We start from the raw sequence: 18,276 nt of genomic DNA on the forward strand, positions 1-18,276 counted from the left end.
AAGAGCATCTACATGAACTGCCTCAAACCCCTTGCCGCCCTCGGCCTGCTCATGCTCGGCGCCAGCCAGGTTATGGCTGCGCAAACAGTTAAGCAACCAAACATTCTGCTGATCGTCGCCGATGACCTCGGTTTTTCCGACCTGTCCGCCCTGGGCAGCGAGATCCAGACCCCGCACCTGGACAAGCTGCTGGCCGACGGCCGCCTGATGCTGGACTTTCATGCCGCGCCCAGTTGCTCCCCCACCCGGGCAATGCTGATGTCGGGCAATGACCCGCACATTGCCGGGCTGGGCATGATGGCCGAAGCACGCAAGCGCCTGCCGGCCGGCGCCGAAGTGCGTGCGGGCTACGAAGGCGTGCTCGGTGCCAACGTCGCCACCCTGGCCGAACTGCTGCACGATGCCGGGTACCGCACCTACATCTCCGGCAAATGGCACTTGGGCATGCAGCCCGCGCAGCAGCCGCAAAACCGCGGCTTCGACCAGGCCTACGTGCTGCTGGAAGGGGGCGCTGCGCACTTCAAGCAAGCCAACATGGACTTGCAGTCGAACTACAGCGCAACGTTCCAGCACAACGGCAAACCCGTCGAACTGCCCGACAACTTCTACTCCAGCACCTGGTTCACAGACCGCCTGATTTCCGCCATCGACGAAGGCAAGGCCAGCCAGAAACCCTTCTTCGCCTTCGCCGCCTACACCGCGCCACACTGGCCCTTGCAGGCGCCTGAAAAATACCTTGCGCAGTACCGCGGCCGCTACGATCAGGGCTACGAGGCCATTGCCCACGAACGCCTGGAGCGCCAGCGCAAGGCCGGCCTGGTGCCGGCGGACTTCCCGCGGCAAGCGCAACTGGAGGGTGTGCCGAGCTGGGCGTCACTGACCGTTGAGCAGCAACGCCAGTCAGCGCGCACCATGGAGGTGTACGCGGCCATGGTCGCCGCACTGGATGCCGAAGTCGGTCGGCTGGTAGATCACCTGCGCAAGGCCGGCGAGCTGGATAACACGCTGATCCTGTTCATGTCCGACAACGGGCCGGAAAACGCTACCCGCGTCGACCCGAACTGGATCAGGCAGCATTTCGACAACAACCTGGACAACTACGGCAAACGTGACTCGTTCCTGATGATCGGCGCGGCCTGGGCCCAAGTCAGCGCCCTGCCCAGCCGCCGCTACAAGATGACTACCTACCAGGGCGGCATCCGCGTGCCCGCCTTTGTCTATTACCCGGCAACGATCAAGCCCGGGCGCAGCGAAGAACTGGCCAGTGTCAGGGACATCATGCCAACCCTGCTGCAACTGGCGGGTGCCCCCATGCCCGGCATCAAGTACCGGGAACGCGATATCGTGCCGCCGCAAGGCACGTCGGCGTTGGGCTACCTGCAGGGTCACGACACGCGAATTCACGCGGAGGACGAAGCCCAGGGCTGGGAAATCAACGGCAGCGCCTCGCTGCGCAAAGGCCCGATGAAACTGCTGTGGGATGCCACCGATGGCAAGCCAGCGTGGCACCTGTACGACCTGGGCAAAGACCCCGGTGAGCACCACGACATCGCTGCCGATCACCCCGAGCAGGTCGCCAGCATGCTGCGCGACTGGAAAGCGTATGCGCAGCGCAGCAATATCGCTATCGACGCTGATGGCCGCCCTGCAAGCCCTGCCAAACCGGCCACCCCGGCCACCCCGGCCGTGGCCAGCAAGCCATGATTGCCCGAGTAGCCGGCTGCGCACTGGTGGCCGCCGGCCTGCTCGCCTTGGGCTACAGCGCCTGGCCAGAAGCCCCGGCGCCGGTGCTGCTGTGCAACGGCTACAGTGGCCTGCCCGCAGCGCGCCAAGGCGCCTGGCGTGACGGCATGGTGCGCCTGCCAGGCGGCACGTTCAGCTTTGGCTCGGACCGTTTCTATGACGAAGAAGGCCCGCCACAGGCGGCAAGCGTGTCGGGCTTCCGGATCGATGTGCATCCGGTCACCAACGCCCAGTTTGCACGCTTCGTAGCCGCTACCGGTTACCTCACCCATGCCGAACGGGGCATCCGCTTCAAGGACGACCCTACCCTCCCCGAGCACCTGCGCGTGCCTGGCGCAATGGTGTTCCCGCAAGGGCCGGATGTACTCAACCCGGGCTGGCAGTTCGTGCCGGGGGCCAGTTGGCGGCACCCTCAGGGCCCTGGCAGCAGCGTGGCGGGGCTGGAAAACCACCCGGTGGTGCAGGTGGCGCTTGAGGATGCCCAGGCGTATGCACACTGGGCCGGGCGCACGCTACCCACCGAGGCCCAGCTGGAATACGCCATGCGCGGTGGCTTGCAGGATGCCGACTTCAGCTGGGGCAAAACGGAACTGCCCAAAGGCCGGATCATGGCCAATACCTGGCAGGGCCAGTTTCCTTATCACAACGCGGCAGCCGACGGTTTCACCGGCACCTCACCGGTGGGTTGCTTCCCGGCCAACCGCTTTGGCCTGTTCGATGCAGGGGGAAATGTGTGGGAACTGACCCGAACGGGCTATCGTCCTGGCCACGACCCACAGCGTGACGCCGCCCTCGACCCGCCAGGCCCCACCCTGGACCAAAGCTTCGACCCCGCCGAACCTGGGGTGAAAGTGGCCGTGATCAAGGGCGGTTCGCACCTGTGCTCGGCAGACCGGTGCATGCGCTACCGGCCCTCGGCGCGGCAACCGCAGCCGGTGTTCATGGCGACCTCGCACGTGGGGTTCAGAACGGTTCGTGAATAAACGGCAAAGGTGACGCGGCCGCTTCAATGGCCGCCACCTGCCGGTCGAAATCGGGCAGCAGGTAGTCGAAGAAGTAACGGGCACTTTCCTGCTTTTCCAGGCGCTGCGGCGCGTCTACAGGCAGCGCCTGAATGCAGCGGCACGTGCGGGCCCAGGCATAGGCCTGCAAGGCTGTGCCGCACAGTTGCAGGAAGTCGCCCGCAGCCCGGTACGGGTACTCGGGGTCATCTGCTGCGCTGAGCTGCACCTTGGCAAGCACCCCTTCCAGTGTGTCGCAAACCCTGCGCAGCGCATCACCCTCCTCGCCGACGCCAGTTTCCTGCCGCAACTCGACCAGCAGCAGCGCAAAGCCTTCGCCCCCATCACCCAGCACCTTTCGCAGCAGCAAGTCGTTGGCCTGCACTTCATTGGTGCCTTCGTAGATCATCGCAATGCGGCTGTCGCGCAGCGTTTGCTCGATGGCGAACTCGCAGGTGTAGCCATAGCCGCCGAACACCTGCAGCGCCTTGCTGGCCAGGTTGAAACCGAGGTCGGTGAACACGGCCTTGATGATGGGCGTCAACAGCGCTGCCAGCTTCGAGGCCTTGGCCCGTTGTGCGAGGTCAGCTGATGCATCGGCAATATCCAGCCAGTGGGCTGCCCAGTAGCCCAGGGCCCGCATGCCTTCGGTGCGCACACGCAGCTCCAGCAAGATGCGGCGCATGGCAGGGTGCAGGTGAATGGGGTCGGCAGCGCCCTTGGGCTGCCCCGGTGCATTCATCTGCCGGCGCTCCAACGCGTACTCCCTGGCGTACTGCCAAGCCGCCTGCGCATGCGCCAGCCCCTGCAGGCCGACATGCAGCCTGGCCGAGTTCATCATCACGAACATCGCGGCCAGGCCACCGTGCGCCTGTCCCACCAGCCAGCCGCTGGCCCCTTCGAAATGCAGCGCGCAGGTGGCGCTGCCGCGAATGCCCAGCTTGTGCTCAAGGCCATCGCAGTGCACGGCATTGCGCTGGCCATCGTCCAGCCATTTGGGCACCAGCAGCAGCGACAAACCACGGCTGCCCGCCGGCGCGTCCGTTAGCCGCGCCAGCACCAGATGCACGATGTCGTGTGTCAGGTCGTGGTCGCCGCCAGAAATGAACAACTTGTTGCCGGTAACGGCGTAGCGGCCGTCGCCCATGGGTTCGGCGCGACAACGCAGCAAGCCAAGGTCACTGCCGGCCTGAGGCTCGGTCAGGCACATGGTCGGCAGGGTCTCGCCGCTGACGATGCCCGGCAGATAGCGCGCCTGCAGTTCGTCAGACGCATGGGCTTTCAGGCACAGGTAGGCGCCATGGGCGATGCCGGTGTACATGGCCCAGGCGTGATTGCTGGCGAACAGCATCTCCTGCAAGGCAGCGTCCAGCACCATCGGCAGCCCTTGCCCGCCGAGTTCAGGGGCACAGGCCAGCGCCGGCCAGCCACCCTCGACATAGGCACGATAGGCCGCCGCAAAACCCTCCGGCGTGCGTACATTACCGTCGTCCAGGCGGCAGCCTTGGCGATCGCCCGGTGCATTCAGCGGGGCCAGCACCTGTTCACTGAACCGGGCGGCCTCTTCCAGCACCTGAGTGGCCAGGTCGAGATCCATATCTGCATAGGGAGGCATTGCCTGCCAGGCCTGCTCGGCCCGCAGCCAGTGTTGCAGCACGAATTGCATATCCGCCAATGGCGCCTTCCAGGGCATGGGCTACCTCGCGTTCAAGCCGTGAATTGTGGGTTTTCGATCAGCAGCGCCATGCCTTGGCCACCGCCGATGCAGGCGGCGGCGATCCCGTAGCGCAGGCCGTCCCGGCGCAGTTGCCGAGCCAAGGTGTGCACCAGCCGCAGGCCGGTGGCGGCCAAGGGGTGGCCCAGGGCGATGGCACCACCATGAACGTTGAGCTTTTCCACATCGAGCCGCAGCGCCCGGGCCACGGCCAGCACCTGGGCAGCCTGGGCCTCGTTGATTTCGAAACGGTCGATCTGCTCCAGGCGCAGGCCGCTGCGCTCCAGCAGCAACGCGATGGCCGGGGCAGGTCCAATGCCCATGGTGTGCGGTGATACGCCAACGGCCGTAGCCATCAGCAAGCGCGCCAACGGCAGCCGGGTACAGGCTGAGTAGCGCCCCACCACAGCTGCGGCAGCGCCATCGACTACTGCACAACTGTTGCCCGCCGTTTGTACGCCGTCACGGTGCACGGCACGCAGCCGGGCCAACGCTGCAGCATCAGTCGTCCGTGGGTGGCTGTCCCGGCTGATTTCGCTTACGCCACGGGGCAGCTCGATCCCGCGTGGCAAGCACCCTTCAACGTCGAATGTCTCAGCCGTAACACCGACAATTTCCTCATCGAACCAGCCCTGCTGCTGGGCGCGCAAAGCGCGCTGGTGGCTGCGCAAGGCCCAGGCATCCACGCATTCACGGTGCAGGCCGTACTCACGCGCCAGGTTGTCGGCAGTACCGATCATATCCACGCCGGCAGCGGGGTCGTACAGCGCTTCCCAGAGGAAGTCCTTGAAGCCGACCGGCGCACCCAGCCGAAAGCCGTTTCGGTGTTCGTAGGCCGCAATCGGGTTGCGCGACATCGACTCGGCGCCCACGCACAGCACCTGCTGCGCGCCACTGCGCAGCTGCTCGCCGGCCTGGCGCAACAGTTCAAGGCCGGTGCCGCAGATACGTTGCACCGCCAGCGCCGGGACGGCCTGCGGCACGCCGCAGTACAAGCCCACATGGCGCGGCAGGAAGTAGGCATCGAAACTGGCCTGGGCCATGCTGCCGGCGAGCACGCTGTCCACCGCCTGCGGGGCGATACCTGCCCGCGCCAGCACCGCACGCCCGGCCTTGATCCCCAGGTCGATGGGCGACACAGCGGACAGTGCGCCGCCCAGGTCTACCCAGGGGGTGCGCACCATGTCCACAATGGCTGCGTCATCGAACGCTGTACACAGGCCGGCACTGCTCATGACCGGCCCTGTGCGTGCAGTTGAGTCAGGCCTTCACCGCGGTACAGCGCGTCTACCTGCGCGGCCCGCCGCTGCAGCACCGCACGCTGGTTGATCGAACCCTTGTCGGTGATTTCGCCCGCGTCGATCGACGGCGGCTCTTCGAGCAGCGCCAGCCACTCGATGCGGCTGGCGTTGCCCTGGGCGTCACGGTTCAGGCGCGCAAGCCAGGCGGCAAACCAGTTGCGTACCGTTTCGCTGCCCAGCACCTCGGCATCACTGGCATCGGCCGCCAGGCCAGCAAGTGCCCGGCACTCGGGCAAACGCGGGAACACCAGCACCCCAAGGCACTCGCGGTCCGGCGCGGTTACCACGATGTCCTGCACATAGGGCGAGCCTTCCAGCACCGCTCGGTTACGCAGCGGGCCGACACTGACGAATACCCCGGACGACAGCTTGAAGTCCTCGGCGATACGGCCATCGAACATCAGGCCCTGCTCGGGCTGCTGCAGGTCGGCCAGCTTCAGCGCATCGCCCGAGCAGTAGAAGCCCTCCTCGTCAAAGGCCTCGGCGGTTTGCTGCGGCGAACGCCAGTACCCCGGCATGATGTGCGGGCCACGGAAACGCGCCTCCAGCTTGCCGGCCTGGGGCACCAGCTTCACTTCGCATCCCGGCGCCGGCAGCCCCACATAACCGGCCATCGACAACGGCCCGGTGGTGAAGGTGCAGGACGGCGCCGCTTCGGTCATGCCCAGGCCAGCCATCATGCGGATACGCTCGCCACAGTGCTGCTCGGCGATGCGGTCCAGGCGGTCCCACACGCTTTGCGACAGGCCCGCGGCGGCGAAGAAAAACAGCTTGATGCGGGCGAAGAACACCTCACGCAACTGGGCGTCCTGTTCCAGTGCCTTGGCCAGTTCTTCCCAGCCCTTGGGCACGGTCAGGTAGGCCGTTGGCGAGATTTCGCGCAGGTTGCGCAAGGTTTCGCCGAAGCCTTGCGGGGTGGGTTTGCCCGCGTCCAGGTAGAAGCTGCCACCGTTTTACAGCACGATGCCAAGGTTGTGGCTGCCGCCAAAGGTGTGGTTCCAGGGCAGCCAGTCCACCAGCACCGGCGGCTCTTCGGCGAACACCGGGAAGGTTTGCAGCAACATCTGCTGGTTTGCGCAGAGCATGCGCTGAGTGGTGATCACCGCCTTGGGCAGTTTGGTGGAGCCCGACGTAAAGAGGAACTTGGCGATGGTGTCGGGCCCCGTTGCGGCAAACGCTGCATCGCCAGCAGCGGTGTCGCAGGGTTGCAGCAGGCTGTCGAAGCTCAAGTGCCCACGCCCCGGTGCTTCGCCGCGCATGCTGACCACGGGTACCGACGCATCAAGCACGGCATCGAAGGCGCGCAAAAACGGCTGAGTATCGGTGGTGAACACCAGGCCGGGGGTCAACACCTGGCACACATGCCGCAGCTTGGCAAAATCCTGCGACAGCAGTGCATAAGCCGGCGATACCGGGCAATACGGGATGCCGGCATACATGGCACCCAGCGCAATCTGCAGATGCTCGATGTCATTGCCGGAAAACAGCGCCAGCGGCCGCTCGGCGCTCAGGCCAAGGCCCAGCAGGTGGGTTGCGATGGTGCGCACCTGCCTGAGCATTTGCGCATAGGTGATTTCACGCCAGGCGCCGTCAGGCTCACGCGCTGCAATAAACACAGTATCCGGGCGCATCTGCGCCCAGTGCAGCAGCCGGTCGAGCAAACGCGCAGGCAGCGGTGCCAGGGGCTCGACCGGCTGCATGCGCAGGATGCCGTCGGCTTCAGTGATCTGCACCTGAGGGTGCCCGATGGACACCTGCCGGTAGGGCGGGCATTGGCCAGGGTCGGACGACCGTAAGCGGGCTTCGGTATTCACGCAGGTTGCTCCTTGTTCTTGTTTTACATCCGCCGCCGCCCGGCGCTGCCGGTGGCGGCCAATTGCGTGTTGCTCAGATGGGGTAATGCCGCGGGCCATGCTGCAGGGTGACCCAGCGCAGCTGGGTGAACTGATCGATGGCCGTGCGGCTGCCGAAGCTGCCGTAGCCACTCGACTTGACCCCGCCAAACGGCATCTGCGCCTCGTCGTGCACGGTCGGGCCATTGATATGGCAAATGCCCGACTCCACCCGCTGGGCCAGGGCCAGCGCACGGCTGGTGTCGCGACTGAAGATGGCCGACGACAGGCCGAATTCGGAGTCGTTGGCCAGCTTCAGCAAGGCTTCGTCACCCTCGGCGCGCAACACCACCGCCACCGGCCCGAAGGACTCCTCGCGATACAGGTGCATGCTGCTGTCGACGTGGTCGAGCAGGGTCGGCTGCAGGATGCTGCCATCCAGCTGGCCGCCACACACCAGGCGTGCGCCCTTGGCCACGGCATCATCGATCAACGCCTTGATGCGCTCACCGGCCGCGCCGCTGACCAGCGAGCCGAGCACTGATGTGCTGGCCTGCGGGTCGCCGGCGCGCAGCCCGGCCACCTTCACCGCCAGCTTGTCGACAAAGGCGTCGGCGATGCGGCTGTCCACCACCAGCCGCTCCGTGGACATGCAGATCTGCCCCTGGTTGAAGTAGGCACCAAACGCCGCGGCTTCGACGGTAGCGTCAAGGTCGGCGTCGTCCAGTACCATCAACGGGGCTTTGCCACCCAACTCCAGCAAAGCGGGTTTGAGGTGCCGGGCGGCCAGCTCACCGACAATGCGCCCGACGTGGGTAGAACCGGTGAAATTCACGCGGCGTACGGCCGGGTTGGCGATCAGCCGCTCGACGATGGCCGGTGCGTCTTCCGGGGCATTGCTGATCACGTTGACCACACCGTCGCCAAGGCCTGCATCGTGCAGCACCTGGCCGATCAGGCGGTGCACAGCCGGGCTCAGCTCCGAGGCCTTGAGCACCACCGTGTTGCCGCACGCCAGCGGCATGGCGATGGCGCGGGTGGCGAGGATGACCGGGGCGTTCCACGGCGCGATGCCCAGCACCACGCCACAGGGCGCACGCAGGGCCATGGCGAAACTGCCGGGCACATCCGAGGGGATCACTTCGCCGGTAATCTGCGTAGTCATCGAGGCGGCTTCGCGCAGCATGTTGGCGGCCAGCTTCACATTGAAGCCATACCAGTTGGCCATGGCCCCGGTTTCACCCGCCACCGCGATAAATTCGTTTGCCCGCGCCTGCAGCAGGTCTGCGCCGGCCAGCAAACGGCTGCGGCGCTCGCCCGGCGCCAAAGCGGCCCAGGCCGGGAACGCTGCACTGGCAGCAGCTACCGCCGCATCGGCATCTGCCAGCGTGGCGGCGGCAGCTTGCGACACCCCCTCACCAGTGACCGGGTTGCGGCGTTCGAAGGTACGTCCATCGCTGGCGGGGCACGACCGCCCGCCTATCAGCAAAGGCACCTGCAACATGCTTATTCCTCTTGTTGTACTTATAGGGAATATCCGCAGGCTGTGGCTGGTGATGGCCCAGCCTGCTCGAACTCAGCGCTTGTAGGCCTGCAGGCCCGGCTTGATGCTCTTGTCATCCAGAAATTGCTTCATGCCCTGCTCGCGCCCACCTTCGGTGTCCAGCAGGCGCGACTGGTCGAGCTTGGCGTACAGATAGTCTTCGTTCTGCTCCCAGGTCAGTTCGCGGCAGCGCTTGAAACCGTTCTTGGCCGCACGCAGCACAACCGGGTTCTTTTCCAGCAGGTTGAGCGCCAGTTCGCGGGTGACGTCGCGCAATTGCGCCAGCGGCACGCTTTCGTTAACCAGCCCCATCTCGGCAGCTTTAGGCCCGCCGAACGTCTTGCCGGTCATGATGTAGTACAGCGACTGGCGGTGGCCAACGGTATCGGCCATGGCTTTGCTGACCAGGTTGCCCGGCGGGATGCCCCAGTTGATTTCCGACAGGCCAAAGGTGGCCTCGTCGGCACAGATGGCCAGGTCGCAGGCCACCAGCGGGCTGAAGCCGCCGCCAAAGCACCAGCCGTTGACCATGGCGATAGTCGGCTTGGCGTACATGCGCAACAGCCTCCATTGCCATTGCGAGGCATCGCGGCGGATTTTTTCCTGGAGGATTTCCGGGCCGGCGTCCACCTCACGGAAGTATTCCTTCAGGTCCATGCCTGCCGTCCACGATTCACCCGCGCCGGTCAGCACGAGCACGCCGGCTTCGCCGTCCTGTTCCAGGGTTTCCAGCACGTCGACCATTTCCCGGTTCAGCGTGGGGCTCATGGCATTGCGCTTTTCCGGGCGGTTAAGGGTGACCCAGGCAATGCCCGACTCCAGTTCGACCTTCACGGTAGCCCAGCGGCCTTCGTATTTGCTCATGGTTCTGCACTCTTGTTGTTCGAGGTGGTGAACACCAAGCTAAGCGAGCAAATTAGTTATGTCAATTAACTATTATGAAAATTATCTTTCCTGTGGAGCCTGTGTGCCGGTTGTTTCCCAGTCACTCCCCTAGCCGGATGGCGCCAAGGCAGGCAGACTGGGTAACTTTCTTATCCATGAGCCAGGAGCCTGTACCCAAATGGCAAGGTCTGCCCGCACTACCGAAACCGCTTCCATGCCCGCTGCAGCTGCGGATGGGGTGCTTGAAGACTTGATCGGTTACGCCCTGCGCCGCGCCCAATTGAAACTGTTTCAGAACCTTATTGGCAGGCTCTCGGCGCACGACCTGCGCCCGGCGCAGTTCTCGGCACTGGCGGTGATCGAGCAGAACCCTGGGCTGATGCAGGCAGACCTGGCGCGGTCGCTGGCGATCGAGCCACCGCAGGTAGTGCCCCTGTTGAACAAGCTGGAAGAAAGGGCCCTGGCCGTGCGCGTGCGGTGCAAGCCGGACAAGCGGTCTTACGGAATCTTCTTGAGCAAGGCGGGAGAAGCGCTGCTCAAGGAACTGAAGCAGATCGCCAAGGACAGCGACCGCGAGGCGACCTCGGCGCTGGATGATGAGGAGCGGGACCAGTTGTTGCGGTTGTTGACCAAGATTTACCTGGAGTGACGCTCAGGCGCAGGGGTGCAAACCGGGGACAGCTAGCCCCCTGCGTTGGCCAAAGAGGTGTGCTTTTCATCCTTGAGGCTTACGAACCTTGGCCCGCAGCGATTCGAAGTAACCCTCGTCGGCACGGGCGCCAGCCGCCGTTGCGCCACCCGCAAGCAACAGGTTGCGAAGCTGCATACGGTCCTGTTCCTTACGTATCAGTTCGCGTACATATTCGCTACTGGTGGCGTAGCCTGAAAGACCACCTCTACACCAACCATAAAATGCATTTATTGAATTTTAAACATTTTAAGTAATTCATATTAATAATATTAGCTTAGACACAAAAAGTATTTCAAAACGTTTTTTCATAGAGATATGTTCTCACCAGACCGACCCCTGACTGGCGGAGGCAAAGGAACCTAATACCTCCTTGCGCCTCAGGTCATCACACCCGGCTGCGGTATCCAGGTATCCGAAATCCCACTCGATGCTGGTTATCTGGAAGCTGCAGCATGAAGCCTTTGCCCTACCCTGTTTGCCATCACCTGACCGCCGCCGTTGCATTCGCCCTGTTCACGCCAACGGCCTTCGCCGAGCCTGCCGAAACGCCAGGCGACAAGCTGCCAACAGTCACCGTCACAGCGGAGCACCGTGAAGAGAACCTGCAGAAAACCCCGCTGGCGATCAGCGCCTTCGACGAGCGCACCCTGCAGGATGCGCAGATCAACAACGTGCGGGACCTGTCCGGTCGGGTGCCCAACCTCACCCTGAACCGCCAGTCCATTTCCTACAGCGCACAAACCTACGGCATACGCGGTATTGGCGAGACCGACCCGATTCAGGAAGCGGCCGTTGCGGTATACGCCGACGACCTGTACATCCCGCGGGCGATTTCTTCGATGCTGGACTTCAACGACGTGGAGCGCGTTGAAGTGCTACGCGGCCCACAAGGCACCCTGTACGGGCGCAACAGTGCAGCCGGCGCGATACGGGTAATCACCCGCGACCCGACCCAGCAGGCCCGCGCCTTCGTCGAGCTGGGTGCCGGCAACTACAACGCACAGAACGGGCGCCTGCTGGTCAGTGGGCCACTGGTAGACAACACCCTGTTCGGCAGCTTCTCGGCCATACGCCTGACCCGCGACGGCACCGTGTACAACCGCACCCGCCACAAGGACGTCAACAACATCGACATCCAGTCGTATCGCGGCAAACTGCGTCTGGCCCCGCAGGATTCGCCCTGGGACGTGCAACTGACCCTGGCCGGCACCTTTGACCGTGGCGATACCACCAGCTATACACCCTTCAACCCTGCCAACGGCCATTTCGACAAGTTCAAGACCTACAGCAGCCTCGACCCGAAGAACAAACTGGACCAGGGCAGCGCGGTGCTGCGGGCGATCTACAGCATCGATGACCACCTGAATTTCAAGTCGGTCACCGCCTGGTCGGAGTTCGACCAGCCGGTGGACTACGACAACTCTGGCCAGGCCAACAGCGGCACCGCGTCGCCGATCCAGAACAACCTGATCACCTACAAGCAGCGCTACGCCACCCAGGAGTTCCAGCTAAACGGCGAATACGACAGGTTCAGCTACACCCTCGGTGTGTACCTGTACAAGGAGCGCTTTCGCGCCGAGCGCGACAGCCTGACCTTTTCGGTGGCGCAAAACCGGGTCAATGCCAGCGGCCAATACAGCACCACCGATACCGAAAGCTATGCGTTGTACGGCCAGAGCAATTACAAGCTCACCCCTCGCCTGTCGCTGACCACCGGCCTGCGCTTCACCCACGAGCACAAGAATTTCGATTACACCAACTACGCCATCACCACCGACCGGGTAATCACCGGCACCAACTTCGCTGCCGAAACCAGCGATTCCTGGGCATCCCTCAGCCCCAAGATCGGCCTGGAGTACGCCTGGAGCGACAACCTGGTGCAGTACGGCTATGTGGCCCGGGGCTTCAAGGCCGGCGGCTTCGACAACCGCGCGCCAACCCGCGCCGCTGCCGAGCAGGGCTTTGATCCGGAAAACGTCACCACCTATGAGGTGGGCTTCAAGGGCGACTTTGCCGATGGCCGCCTGCGCAGCAACATCGCTTTCTTCTATAACGACTACGACGACCTGCAGACCAATGCCTGGGACCCGGCCATCAGCGCCAACCTGCGTACCAACGTTGGCAGTGCCCACACCTACGGCGTGGAGCTGGAAAACACCGTGCTACTGGCACGCGACCTGCGCCTGACCGCCAATTTGGGCTACTTGAAAAGCCAGTACGACGACTTCCAGAACGCCAGTGGCCCGGGCGTGAGCGCCGACGGCAAGAAAATGATCTTTGCGCCGGAATGGAACGCCAGCCTTGGCCTGAACTGGACAGTACCCCTCACCCTGCCGGGTGAGCTGGTGGCCAACACCGACTACCAGTACCAGACCCGCTCCTACGCCAACCCGCTGAACGCCGACATCTACGAAGTACCTGCCCAGGGCTTCTGGAATGCCAGCACCAGTTATGCCAGCGCGGACGGCCACTGGACCACCACCTTGTCGGTCAAGAACCTGCTCGACCGCGCCTACCCGCAAAGCATTGCCTACTCGGCCGCCAGCCGCACCGCCTATTACTCGGTCAACGACCCACGCACCGTGCTGCTGAGTGTGCGCTACGAGCTGTAGCGCCACGCTGAACGGACTCACTTTCCACTTGCAAGGAGAACACACCATGGGCTTGACCCGTAGAGACCTTATTGCCCACCTGATGGCCGCTGGCAGCTACGGCGCCGCGCTTGGCAGCCTGTCCGCGCTGGGCCTGTTGCCTACTGCGGCCACGGCCAGCACCTTCCAGCCGCTGGGCCTGCCGACCACGTCCGGCAACGGCAAGCGCGTGCTGGTGGTGGGGGCTGGCATCAGCGGCCTGGTGGCAGCCTATGAACTTGGCAAAGCCGGTTTTGAGGTGCGCGTGCTGGAAGCCCGCGAGCGAATCGGCGGGCGCGCATGGACGCTGCGCAACGGCGACGAGGTACTGCACAATGACGGCAGCCGCCAGCAGGTGCGTTTCGACAACGGCCACTATTTCAATGCAGGGCCCGCACGCCTGCCCAGCCATCACCTGACCATCCTCGGCTACTGCCGCGAGCTGGGCGTGCCGCTGGAAGTGCTGGTCAACAGCAGCCGCAACGCCCTCGCCCAACCGGACCTTGCGCAACCACCGTTGCTGCTGCGCCAGGCGGTGAATGACACCCGTGGGCACCTCAGCGAACTGCTGTCGCGCAGCATCAGCGGCAAAGCGCTGGACAAGGAACTGGACACCGGCGACCAGAAGGCCCTGCTGGACTTTCTAAAGGTATACGGCGACCTCGACGAGCAGCGCCATTACAAGGGCTCGGTCCGCGCCGGCTATACCCGCTTCGCCGGGGCGGGCGACCAGACCCCGATCCAGCGCCAGCCCGTGGCACTCAGGCAACTGCTAAACCCTAACCTGATGCTGCCGCTGGTGTTCGACGAGATCCCGGAGTTTTCCGCCACCATGTTCCAGCCGGTCGGCGGCATGGACCAGATTGCCAAAGCCCTGTACGCCAAGGTGCAGGACAAGGTGCAGCTACACGCCGAAGTGCAGGCGATCCGCACCGGCGACAAGACCAGCCAAGTCACCTGGCGCGACCGGCGCAGCGGCAAGACCCAGGTAGAAACGGCCGACTACGCCATCGTCACCATTCCCCTGCCACTGCTGGCCCGGGTTGACCACAACTTTGGCAAGACGACCCAGGCGGCCATCGCCCAGGCCAAGCCAGACCTGGCCAACAAGGTGGCATGGCAGGCGCCTCGTTTCTGGGAAAGCGAGTTCCAGATCTACGGCGGTCTCTCCTACATCAACCACGAAGCGCGGCTGCTGTGGTACCCCAGCGACCACCTGAACAGTGCCCAGGGCATCTTGGTGGGCACCTACAACACCGGCGAAGTGGCGCGCACATTTGCCACGCGTTCGACAGAACAGCAACTGGCGTCCTCGCGCCAGGCCGTGGAGTCGCTGCACCCGGGCCATGCCGGCAAGTTGCAGCGCGGGGTGGCGGTGAACTGGTCCAAGGTGCCGTTCAGCGAAAGCCCATGGATTGTCCACGACGTGCTGGCCGAACCCGGCTACTCGCACCTCAACCAGCCCCAGGGCCGCACCTGGCTGGCCAGCGATGCACTGGCCCATGGCGGGGTGGGCATCTGGCAGAACAGCGCTGCGGACTCGGCACGCCATGTGGTCGGGCAGATCGCCCGGCACGCCCTGCAACAGCAACGCGGCGTCGCCGCCTGAACAAGGAAGCCCTCTGATGAACAAGACTGCCCTGCTGCTTGGAGCCTTCATGTCACTGTCTGCACTTACCGCCCAGGCCGACACCATCAAGCGTGTCGACCCGCCAGGTTCGAAGTTCCCCATTTCGCAACTGGTTACCGTACCCGCCGGCACCTCGCTGACCTTCGTCAGCGGCACCTTGCCCGACGTTGCCGACCCCAAGGCACCACCACAGACCATTGCCGCCTATGGCAACACCGAAACCCAGACCCGCTCAGTGCTGAAAAAGATCCAGGCTGCGCTGCAAAGCCAGGGTCTGGGCCTGGGTGACGTAGTACAGCTGAGGGTGTTTCTGGTAGGCGACCCGGCCACCGAGGGCAAGCTGGATTTTGCCGGGCTGCAAGCCGCCTACACCGAATTTTTCGCCACTGCCGAGCAACCGAAAAAGCCAACCCGCACCGCCTTGCAGGTGGTGGCCCTGCCCCTGCCGGGCGCCCTGGTCGAGATCGAAGCGGTCGCTGCAAAAGCGCCCTGATACCTCGCTAGCCAATTTCCCCTATTGCTTGCCTGCCGGGGCCACCCGGCGGGCGGCCCCTGTGCACCCGCTGTTCGACAGCGCTCATGGAGAGCGAACATGCTTCACGCCTTGAAACTGCCCAGCCCGCGCCTGCAACCCGCACTGCTGACCATGGCCCTTGGTACCACCGGCCTGGCCGCGCCTGACGCATTTGCCGAGAGCGCTGCCCAGGCCACGGCCCCGTCACAGCTGGGCACCGTGATCGTCACCGGCAACCGCGGCTCGGAAAAACGCACCGTCACCACCAGCCCGGTGCCGATCGATGTGATCAGCGCCAAGCAACTGCAGCAAACCGGCAAGCCCGGCCTGATGGAAGCCCTCAGCGCCACCGTGCCATCCTTCACCCTGCCGGAAAAAACCGGCTGGGACGCCAGCGGCATGGCCCGTGCGCCCAGCCTGCGCGGGCTGAATGCGGCCCAGGTGCTGGTACTGGTGAACGGCAAGCGCCGCCATACCAGCGCCACCCTTAACATCAGCGGCATCCATGCGGGCGCAGCGCCCACCGACCTTGACCTGATCCCCATCAGCCTTATCGACCACGTCGAAGTGCTGCGCGATGGCGCAGCTGCCCAGTACGGCTCCGACGCCATCGCCGGGGTGATCAACGTGATCCTCAAGGCCGACGCTTCTGGCACCTCGGTGACCAACATCGGCCAAGGTTACGACGGCAAGAAGCAGACCGTGCAGCAAGGCTTGAACAAGGGCTTCGAGGTCGGTGACAGCGGCATCGTGCAGCTGGCCCTGGATGCGCGCAGCCAGAACGACGACAACAAGGCCAGCGCCAACGGCTACAGCTATGCAGAAGCCTTCGACAAGGCCGGCAAGTCGACCTACGGCGGCTACGGCACGCCGAAGATCAACCTGCTGACCCTGGGCTACAACGCCGAACTGCCGCTAAGCGACGATCTGACCCTGTATTCCTTCACCACCTATTCGCACCGCAAGGCCGAGCAGGGCCAGAACTTCCGCCTGCCGACCATCACCAACACCATCACCACCGGCCCCAACGGCTACCCCAGTGGCTACACGCCCACCTGGTTCATCGAGGAAGATGATGTGCAGGGCGCCTTCGGCGCCAAGGGCAATGCCGGGGAATGGGCCTGGGGCCTGTCCAGCACCTACGGGCGCAACGAGGCGCTGCAGGGCACCACGCACAACCAGAACGCCTCGCTGGGCGAGGCCACGCCCAACCATTTCGAATCGGGCACCTGGATTGCCACACAGCTGACCAGCAACCTGGACCTGCAACGCAGCTTCGACATCGGCCTGGACAAGCCGCTTGACCTGTCCTGGGGCCTGGAACACCGGCGTGATACCTATCAGGTGCGCGATGGCGACTGGGCCTCGTGGGCCAACGGCGGCTACTGCCGTGCGCCCGGCGACTGCGCCGCCTCCGGTGCACAGGTCACCAACGGCATCTCGCCGGACGAAGCCACCAGCACCAGCCGCAACAGTGTGGCCAGCTACATCGACGTCGGCTTCAACCCGCTGCCGCAGTGGTACCTGGGCAGCGCGCTGCGCTATGAACACTACAACCGCGGAGTAGGCGCCACCCGCAGCGGCAAGCTGACCACCCGCTACGACTTCACCCCCGAGCTGGCCGTGCGCGCCACGGTCAGCAACGGCTTTCGTGCACCCTCGCTGGCCAACAGCCTGTTCAGCGCCCGCTCGACCACTTACGGCGTGGTCAATGGCGTATACCAGTCGATCAACTACGGCGTACTGCCGGTGGACTCGGCGGCAGCCAAGGCATTGGGCGCCACCGCACTCAAGCCCGAGCGCTCGACCAACTACAGCTTGGGCCTGACCTACCAGCCTGCCCCGCAGCTGTCGTTTACTGCGGATGCCTACGTGATCAATGTGCGCGACCGCATCACGCTCACCGGCACCCTGCTGGGCGACGAAGTGACGCAGGCGCTGCTGGACAACGGCATCGACTCCACCTCTGGCGGACGCTATTTCACCAACGGCGCCAGCACCCGCACCAAGGGCCTGGACCTGGTCGGCAATTTCGACCAGAACCTGGGCAACTGGGGGCAACTGAAATGGACAGCTGCCTTCAACTGGAACCAGACGCAGATCCTCAGCTACAAGGAGAACGTCACTATCCAGGGCACGGACTACAGCCTGATGGACCGCCAGGCGCGCAACTTTTTGACTGAGGTGCAGCCGCACACCAAGTTGATTCTGGGCGCCAACTGGCAACACGAGCGCTGGACCAGCAACCTCACCCTGACCCGCTATGGTTCATGGCGTGAAGTGAACTCGGCGACCGACCGCAGCCTGGACCGCAAGTACAAGGCGCGCTGGATCACCGATATCGACGTGGGGTACCAACTGACCAAAGACCTCAACCTGGCCGTGGGGGCGCAGAACCTGTTTGATGTATACCCGGAACGGCAGAACCCCAGCAGCAAGACCATGACCAAGGGGTATGGGGCCTATTCGCCTTATGGCTTTACCGGGGGTTACTACTTCACCCGGCTGACTTACAACTTCTGATATGCACCGTTTGCAGGCCGGGGCTGCTGCGCAGCCCATCGCGACACAAGGCCGCTCAAGGAAATGGTAAGCCTGACCGACTGAGCCATTGCCGGCAAAATTACCATGGGGGATATCCGCACCGGTGAGCAGACCATCCTCGATTACCTGATCTAGCCGCTGGACCGGGCCAAGGAGGCACTGGTTTCAAGCCATGCAAAGTACCTGTAGGAGCAGCCTTGTGCTGCGAAGTGGCCATAGCTGGCGAAGATGATCTTTTGCCTTGCCGG

General features: G+C 64.1%; 12 protein-coding genes and 1 pseudogene. 7 read left to right on the plus strand and 6 right to left on the minus strand.

What is annotated here, in order from left to right; translation table 11 throughout:
* The first annotated feature begins 12 nt into the window (after nucleotides 1-12).
* Both SB765_RS27260 and SB765_RS27265 read left to right on the plus strand, forming a co-directional pair.
* Nucleotides 13-1,704, plus strand: coding sequence for an arylsulfatase (locus SB765_RS27260; protein WP_410932233.1), 1,692 nt, complete (start codon nucleotides 13-15; stop codon nucleotides 1,702-1,704).
* Nucleotides 1,701-2,726 carry a formylglycine-generating enzyme family protein gene (locus SB765_RS27265; protein ID WP_410932234.1) on the plus strand — a complete coding sequence of 342 codons (1,026 nt, stop codon included), beginning with the start codon at nucleotides 1,701-1,703 and terminating at the stop codon, nucleotides 2,724-2,726. Before SB765_RS27260 ends, SB765_RS27265 begins: the two co-directional genes overlap by 4 nt.
* Here SB765_RS27265 and SB765_RS27270 read toward each other — a convergent pair.
* The 5 genes and pseudogenes from SB765_RS27270 to SB765_RS27290 all read right to left on the minus strand — a co-directional run bounded on the left by SB765_RS27270 (nucleotide 2,707) and on the right by SB765_RS27290 (nucleotide 9,998).
* Complete coding sequence (locus tag SB765_RS27270; protein WP_410910146.1) at nucleotides 2,707-4,437, minus strand: acyl-CoA dehydrogenase; 1,731 nt, start codon at nucleotides 4,435-4,437, stop codon at nucleotides 2,707-2,709. The genes SB765_RS27265 and SB765_RS27270 overlap by 20 nt on opposite strands.
* Nucleotides 4,438-4,451: 14 nt before the next feature.
* Nucleotides 4,452-5,693 carry a thiolase family protein gene (locus SB765_RS27275; RefSeq protein ID WP_341796037.1) on the minus strand — a complete coding sequence of 414 codons (1,242 nt, stop codon included), beginning with the start codon at nucleotides 5,691-5,693 and terminating at the stop codon, nucleotides 4,452-4,454.
* Nucleotides 5,690-7,573 (minus strand): annotated as a pseudogene (locus SB765_RS27280) (feruloyl-CoA synthase). Before SB765_RS27280 ends, SB765_RS27275 begins: the two are co-directional and overlap by 4 nt.
* 73 nt (nucleotides 7,574-7,646) lie before the next feature.
* Entirely contained in the window at nucleotides 7,647-9,095 is a 1,449-nt protein-coding gene (locus SB765_RS27285) for an aldehyde dehydrogenase (protein WP_410932235.1), read from the minus strand.
* 72 nt (nucleotides 9,096-9,167) lie between these two features.
* On the minus strand, nucleotides 9,168-9,998 hold the full coding sequence (locus SB765_RS27290) for a p-hydroxycinnamoyl CoA hydratase/lyase (protein ID WP_043199667.1): 831 nt from the start codon (nucleotides 9,996-9,998) through the stop codon (nucleotides 9,168-9,170).
* Nucleotides 9,999-10,197: 199 nt separating this feature from the next.
* Here SB765_RS27290 and SB765_RS27295 point away from each other — a divergent pair, with 199 nt between their 5' ends.
* Nucleotides 10,198-10,668 carry a MarR family winged helix-turn-helix transcriptional regulator gene (locus tag SB765_RS27295; protein WP_019473961.1) on the plus strand — a complete coding sequence of 157 codons (471 nt, stop codon included), beginning with the start codon at nucleotides 10,198-10,200 and terminating at the stop codon, nucleotides 10,666-10,668.
* 66 nt (nucleotides 10,669-10,734) lie between these two features.
* Here the strand turns inward: SB765_RS27295 and SB765_RS27300 are convergent, their stop codons facing one another.
* Nucleotides 10,735-10,941: a type II toxin-antitoxin system ParD family antitoxin gene (locus SB765_RS27300; protein WP_341798903.1), complete on the minus strand. Its 207-nt coding sequence runs from the start codon at nucleotides 10,939-10,941 to the stop codon at nucleotides 10,735-10,737.
* A gap of 221 nt (nucleotides 10,942-11,162) precedes the next feature.
* On the opposite strand from SB765_RS27300, the gene SB765_RS27305 reads away from it, so the two are divergent.
* The 4 genes from SB765_RS27305 to SB765_RS27320 all read left to right on the plus strand — a co-directional run bounded on the left by SB765_RS27305 (nucleotide 11,163) and on the right by SB765_RS27320 (nucleotide 18,007).
* Entirely contained in the window at nucleotides 11,163-13,322 is a 2,160-nt protein-coding gene (locus tag SB765_RS27305; protein WP_410932236.1) for a TonB-dependent receptor, read from the plus strand.
* A 46-nt stretch (nucleotides 13,323-13,368) separates the two neighbouring features.
* Nucleotides 13,369-14,949 carry a flavin monoamine oxidase family protein gene (locus SB765_RS27310; RefSeq protein ID WP_341796041.1) on the plus strand — a complete coding sequence of 527 codons (1,581 nt, stop codon included), beginning with the start codon at nucleotides 13,369-13,371 and terminating at the stop codon, nucleotides 14,947-14,949.
* A 16-nt stretch (nucleotides 14,950-14,965) separates the two neighbouring features.
* Complete coding sequence (locus SB765_RS27315) at nucleotides 14,966-15,463, plus strand: RidA family protein (protein ID WP_016499049.1); 498 nt, start codon at nucleotides 14,966-14,968, stop codon at nucleotides 15,461-15,463.
* 99 nt (nucleotides 15,464-15,562) lie between these two features.
* A complete protein-coding gene (locus SB765_RS27320) occupies nucleotides 15,563-18,007 on the plus strand; it encodes a TonB-dependent receptor plug domain-containing protein (protein WP_410932237.1) in 2,445 nt (814 codons plus the stop codon).
* Nucleotides 18,008-18,276: the final 269 nt, after the last annotated feature.

Source organism: Pseudomonas sp. SIMBA_067, assembly GCF_046534675.1.
GTDB classification, from domain to species: Bacteria; Pseudomonadota; Gammaproteobacteria; order Pseudomonadales; family Pseudomonadaceae; genus Aquipseudomonas; species Aquipseudomonas putida.

Excerpts from the sequence above, each read along its gene's own strand:
- SB765_RS27260 (WP_410932233.1), top strand. The coding sequence starts at position 13 with ATGAACTGCCTCAAACCCCTTGCCGCCCTCGGCCTGCTCATGCTCGGC.
- SB765_RS27265 (WP_410932234.1), top strand. The coding sequence starts at position 1,701 with ATGATTGCCCGAGTAGCCGGCTGCGCACTGGTGGCCGCCGGCCTGCTC.
- SB765_RS27270 (WP_410910146.1), bottom strand. The coding sequence starts at position 4,437 with ATGCCCTGGAAGGCGCCATTGGCGGATATGCAATTCGTGCTGCAACAC.
- SB765_RS27275 (WP_341796037.1), bottom strand. The coding sequence starts at position 5,693 with ATGAGCAGTGCCGGCCTGTGTACAGCGTTCGATGACGCAGCCATTGTG.
- SB765_RS27285 (WP_410932235.1), bottom strand. The coding sequence starts at position 9,095 with ATGTTGCAGGTGCCTTTGCTGATAGGCGGGCGGTCGTGCCCCGCCAGC.
- SB765_RS27290 (WP_043199667.1), bottom strand. The coding sequence starts at position 9,998 with ATGAGCAAATACGAAGGCCGCTGGGCTACCGTGAAGGTCGAACTGGAG.
- SB765_RS27295 (WP_019473961.1), top strand. The coding sequence starts at position 10,198 with ATGGCAAGGTCTGCCCGCACTACCGAAACCGCTTCCATGCCCGCTGCA.
- SB765_RS27305 (WP_410932236.1), top strand. The coding sequence starts at position 11,163 with ATGAAGCCTTTGCCCTACCCTGTTTGCCATCACCTGACCGCCGCCGTT.
- SB765_RS27310 (WP_341796041.1), top strand. The coding sequence starts at position 13,369 with ATGGGCTTGACCCGTAGAGACCTTATTGCCCACCTGATGGCCGCTGGC.
- SB765_RS27315 (WP_016499049.1), top strand. The coding sequence starts at position 14,966 with ATGAACAAGACTGCCCTGCTGCTTGGAGCCTTCATGTCACTGTCTGCA.
- SB765_RS27320 (WP_410932237.1), top strand. The coding sequence starts at position 15,563 with ATGCTTCACGCCTTGAAACTGCCCAGCCCGCGCCTGCAACCCGCACTG.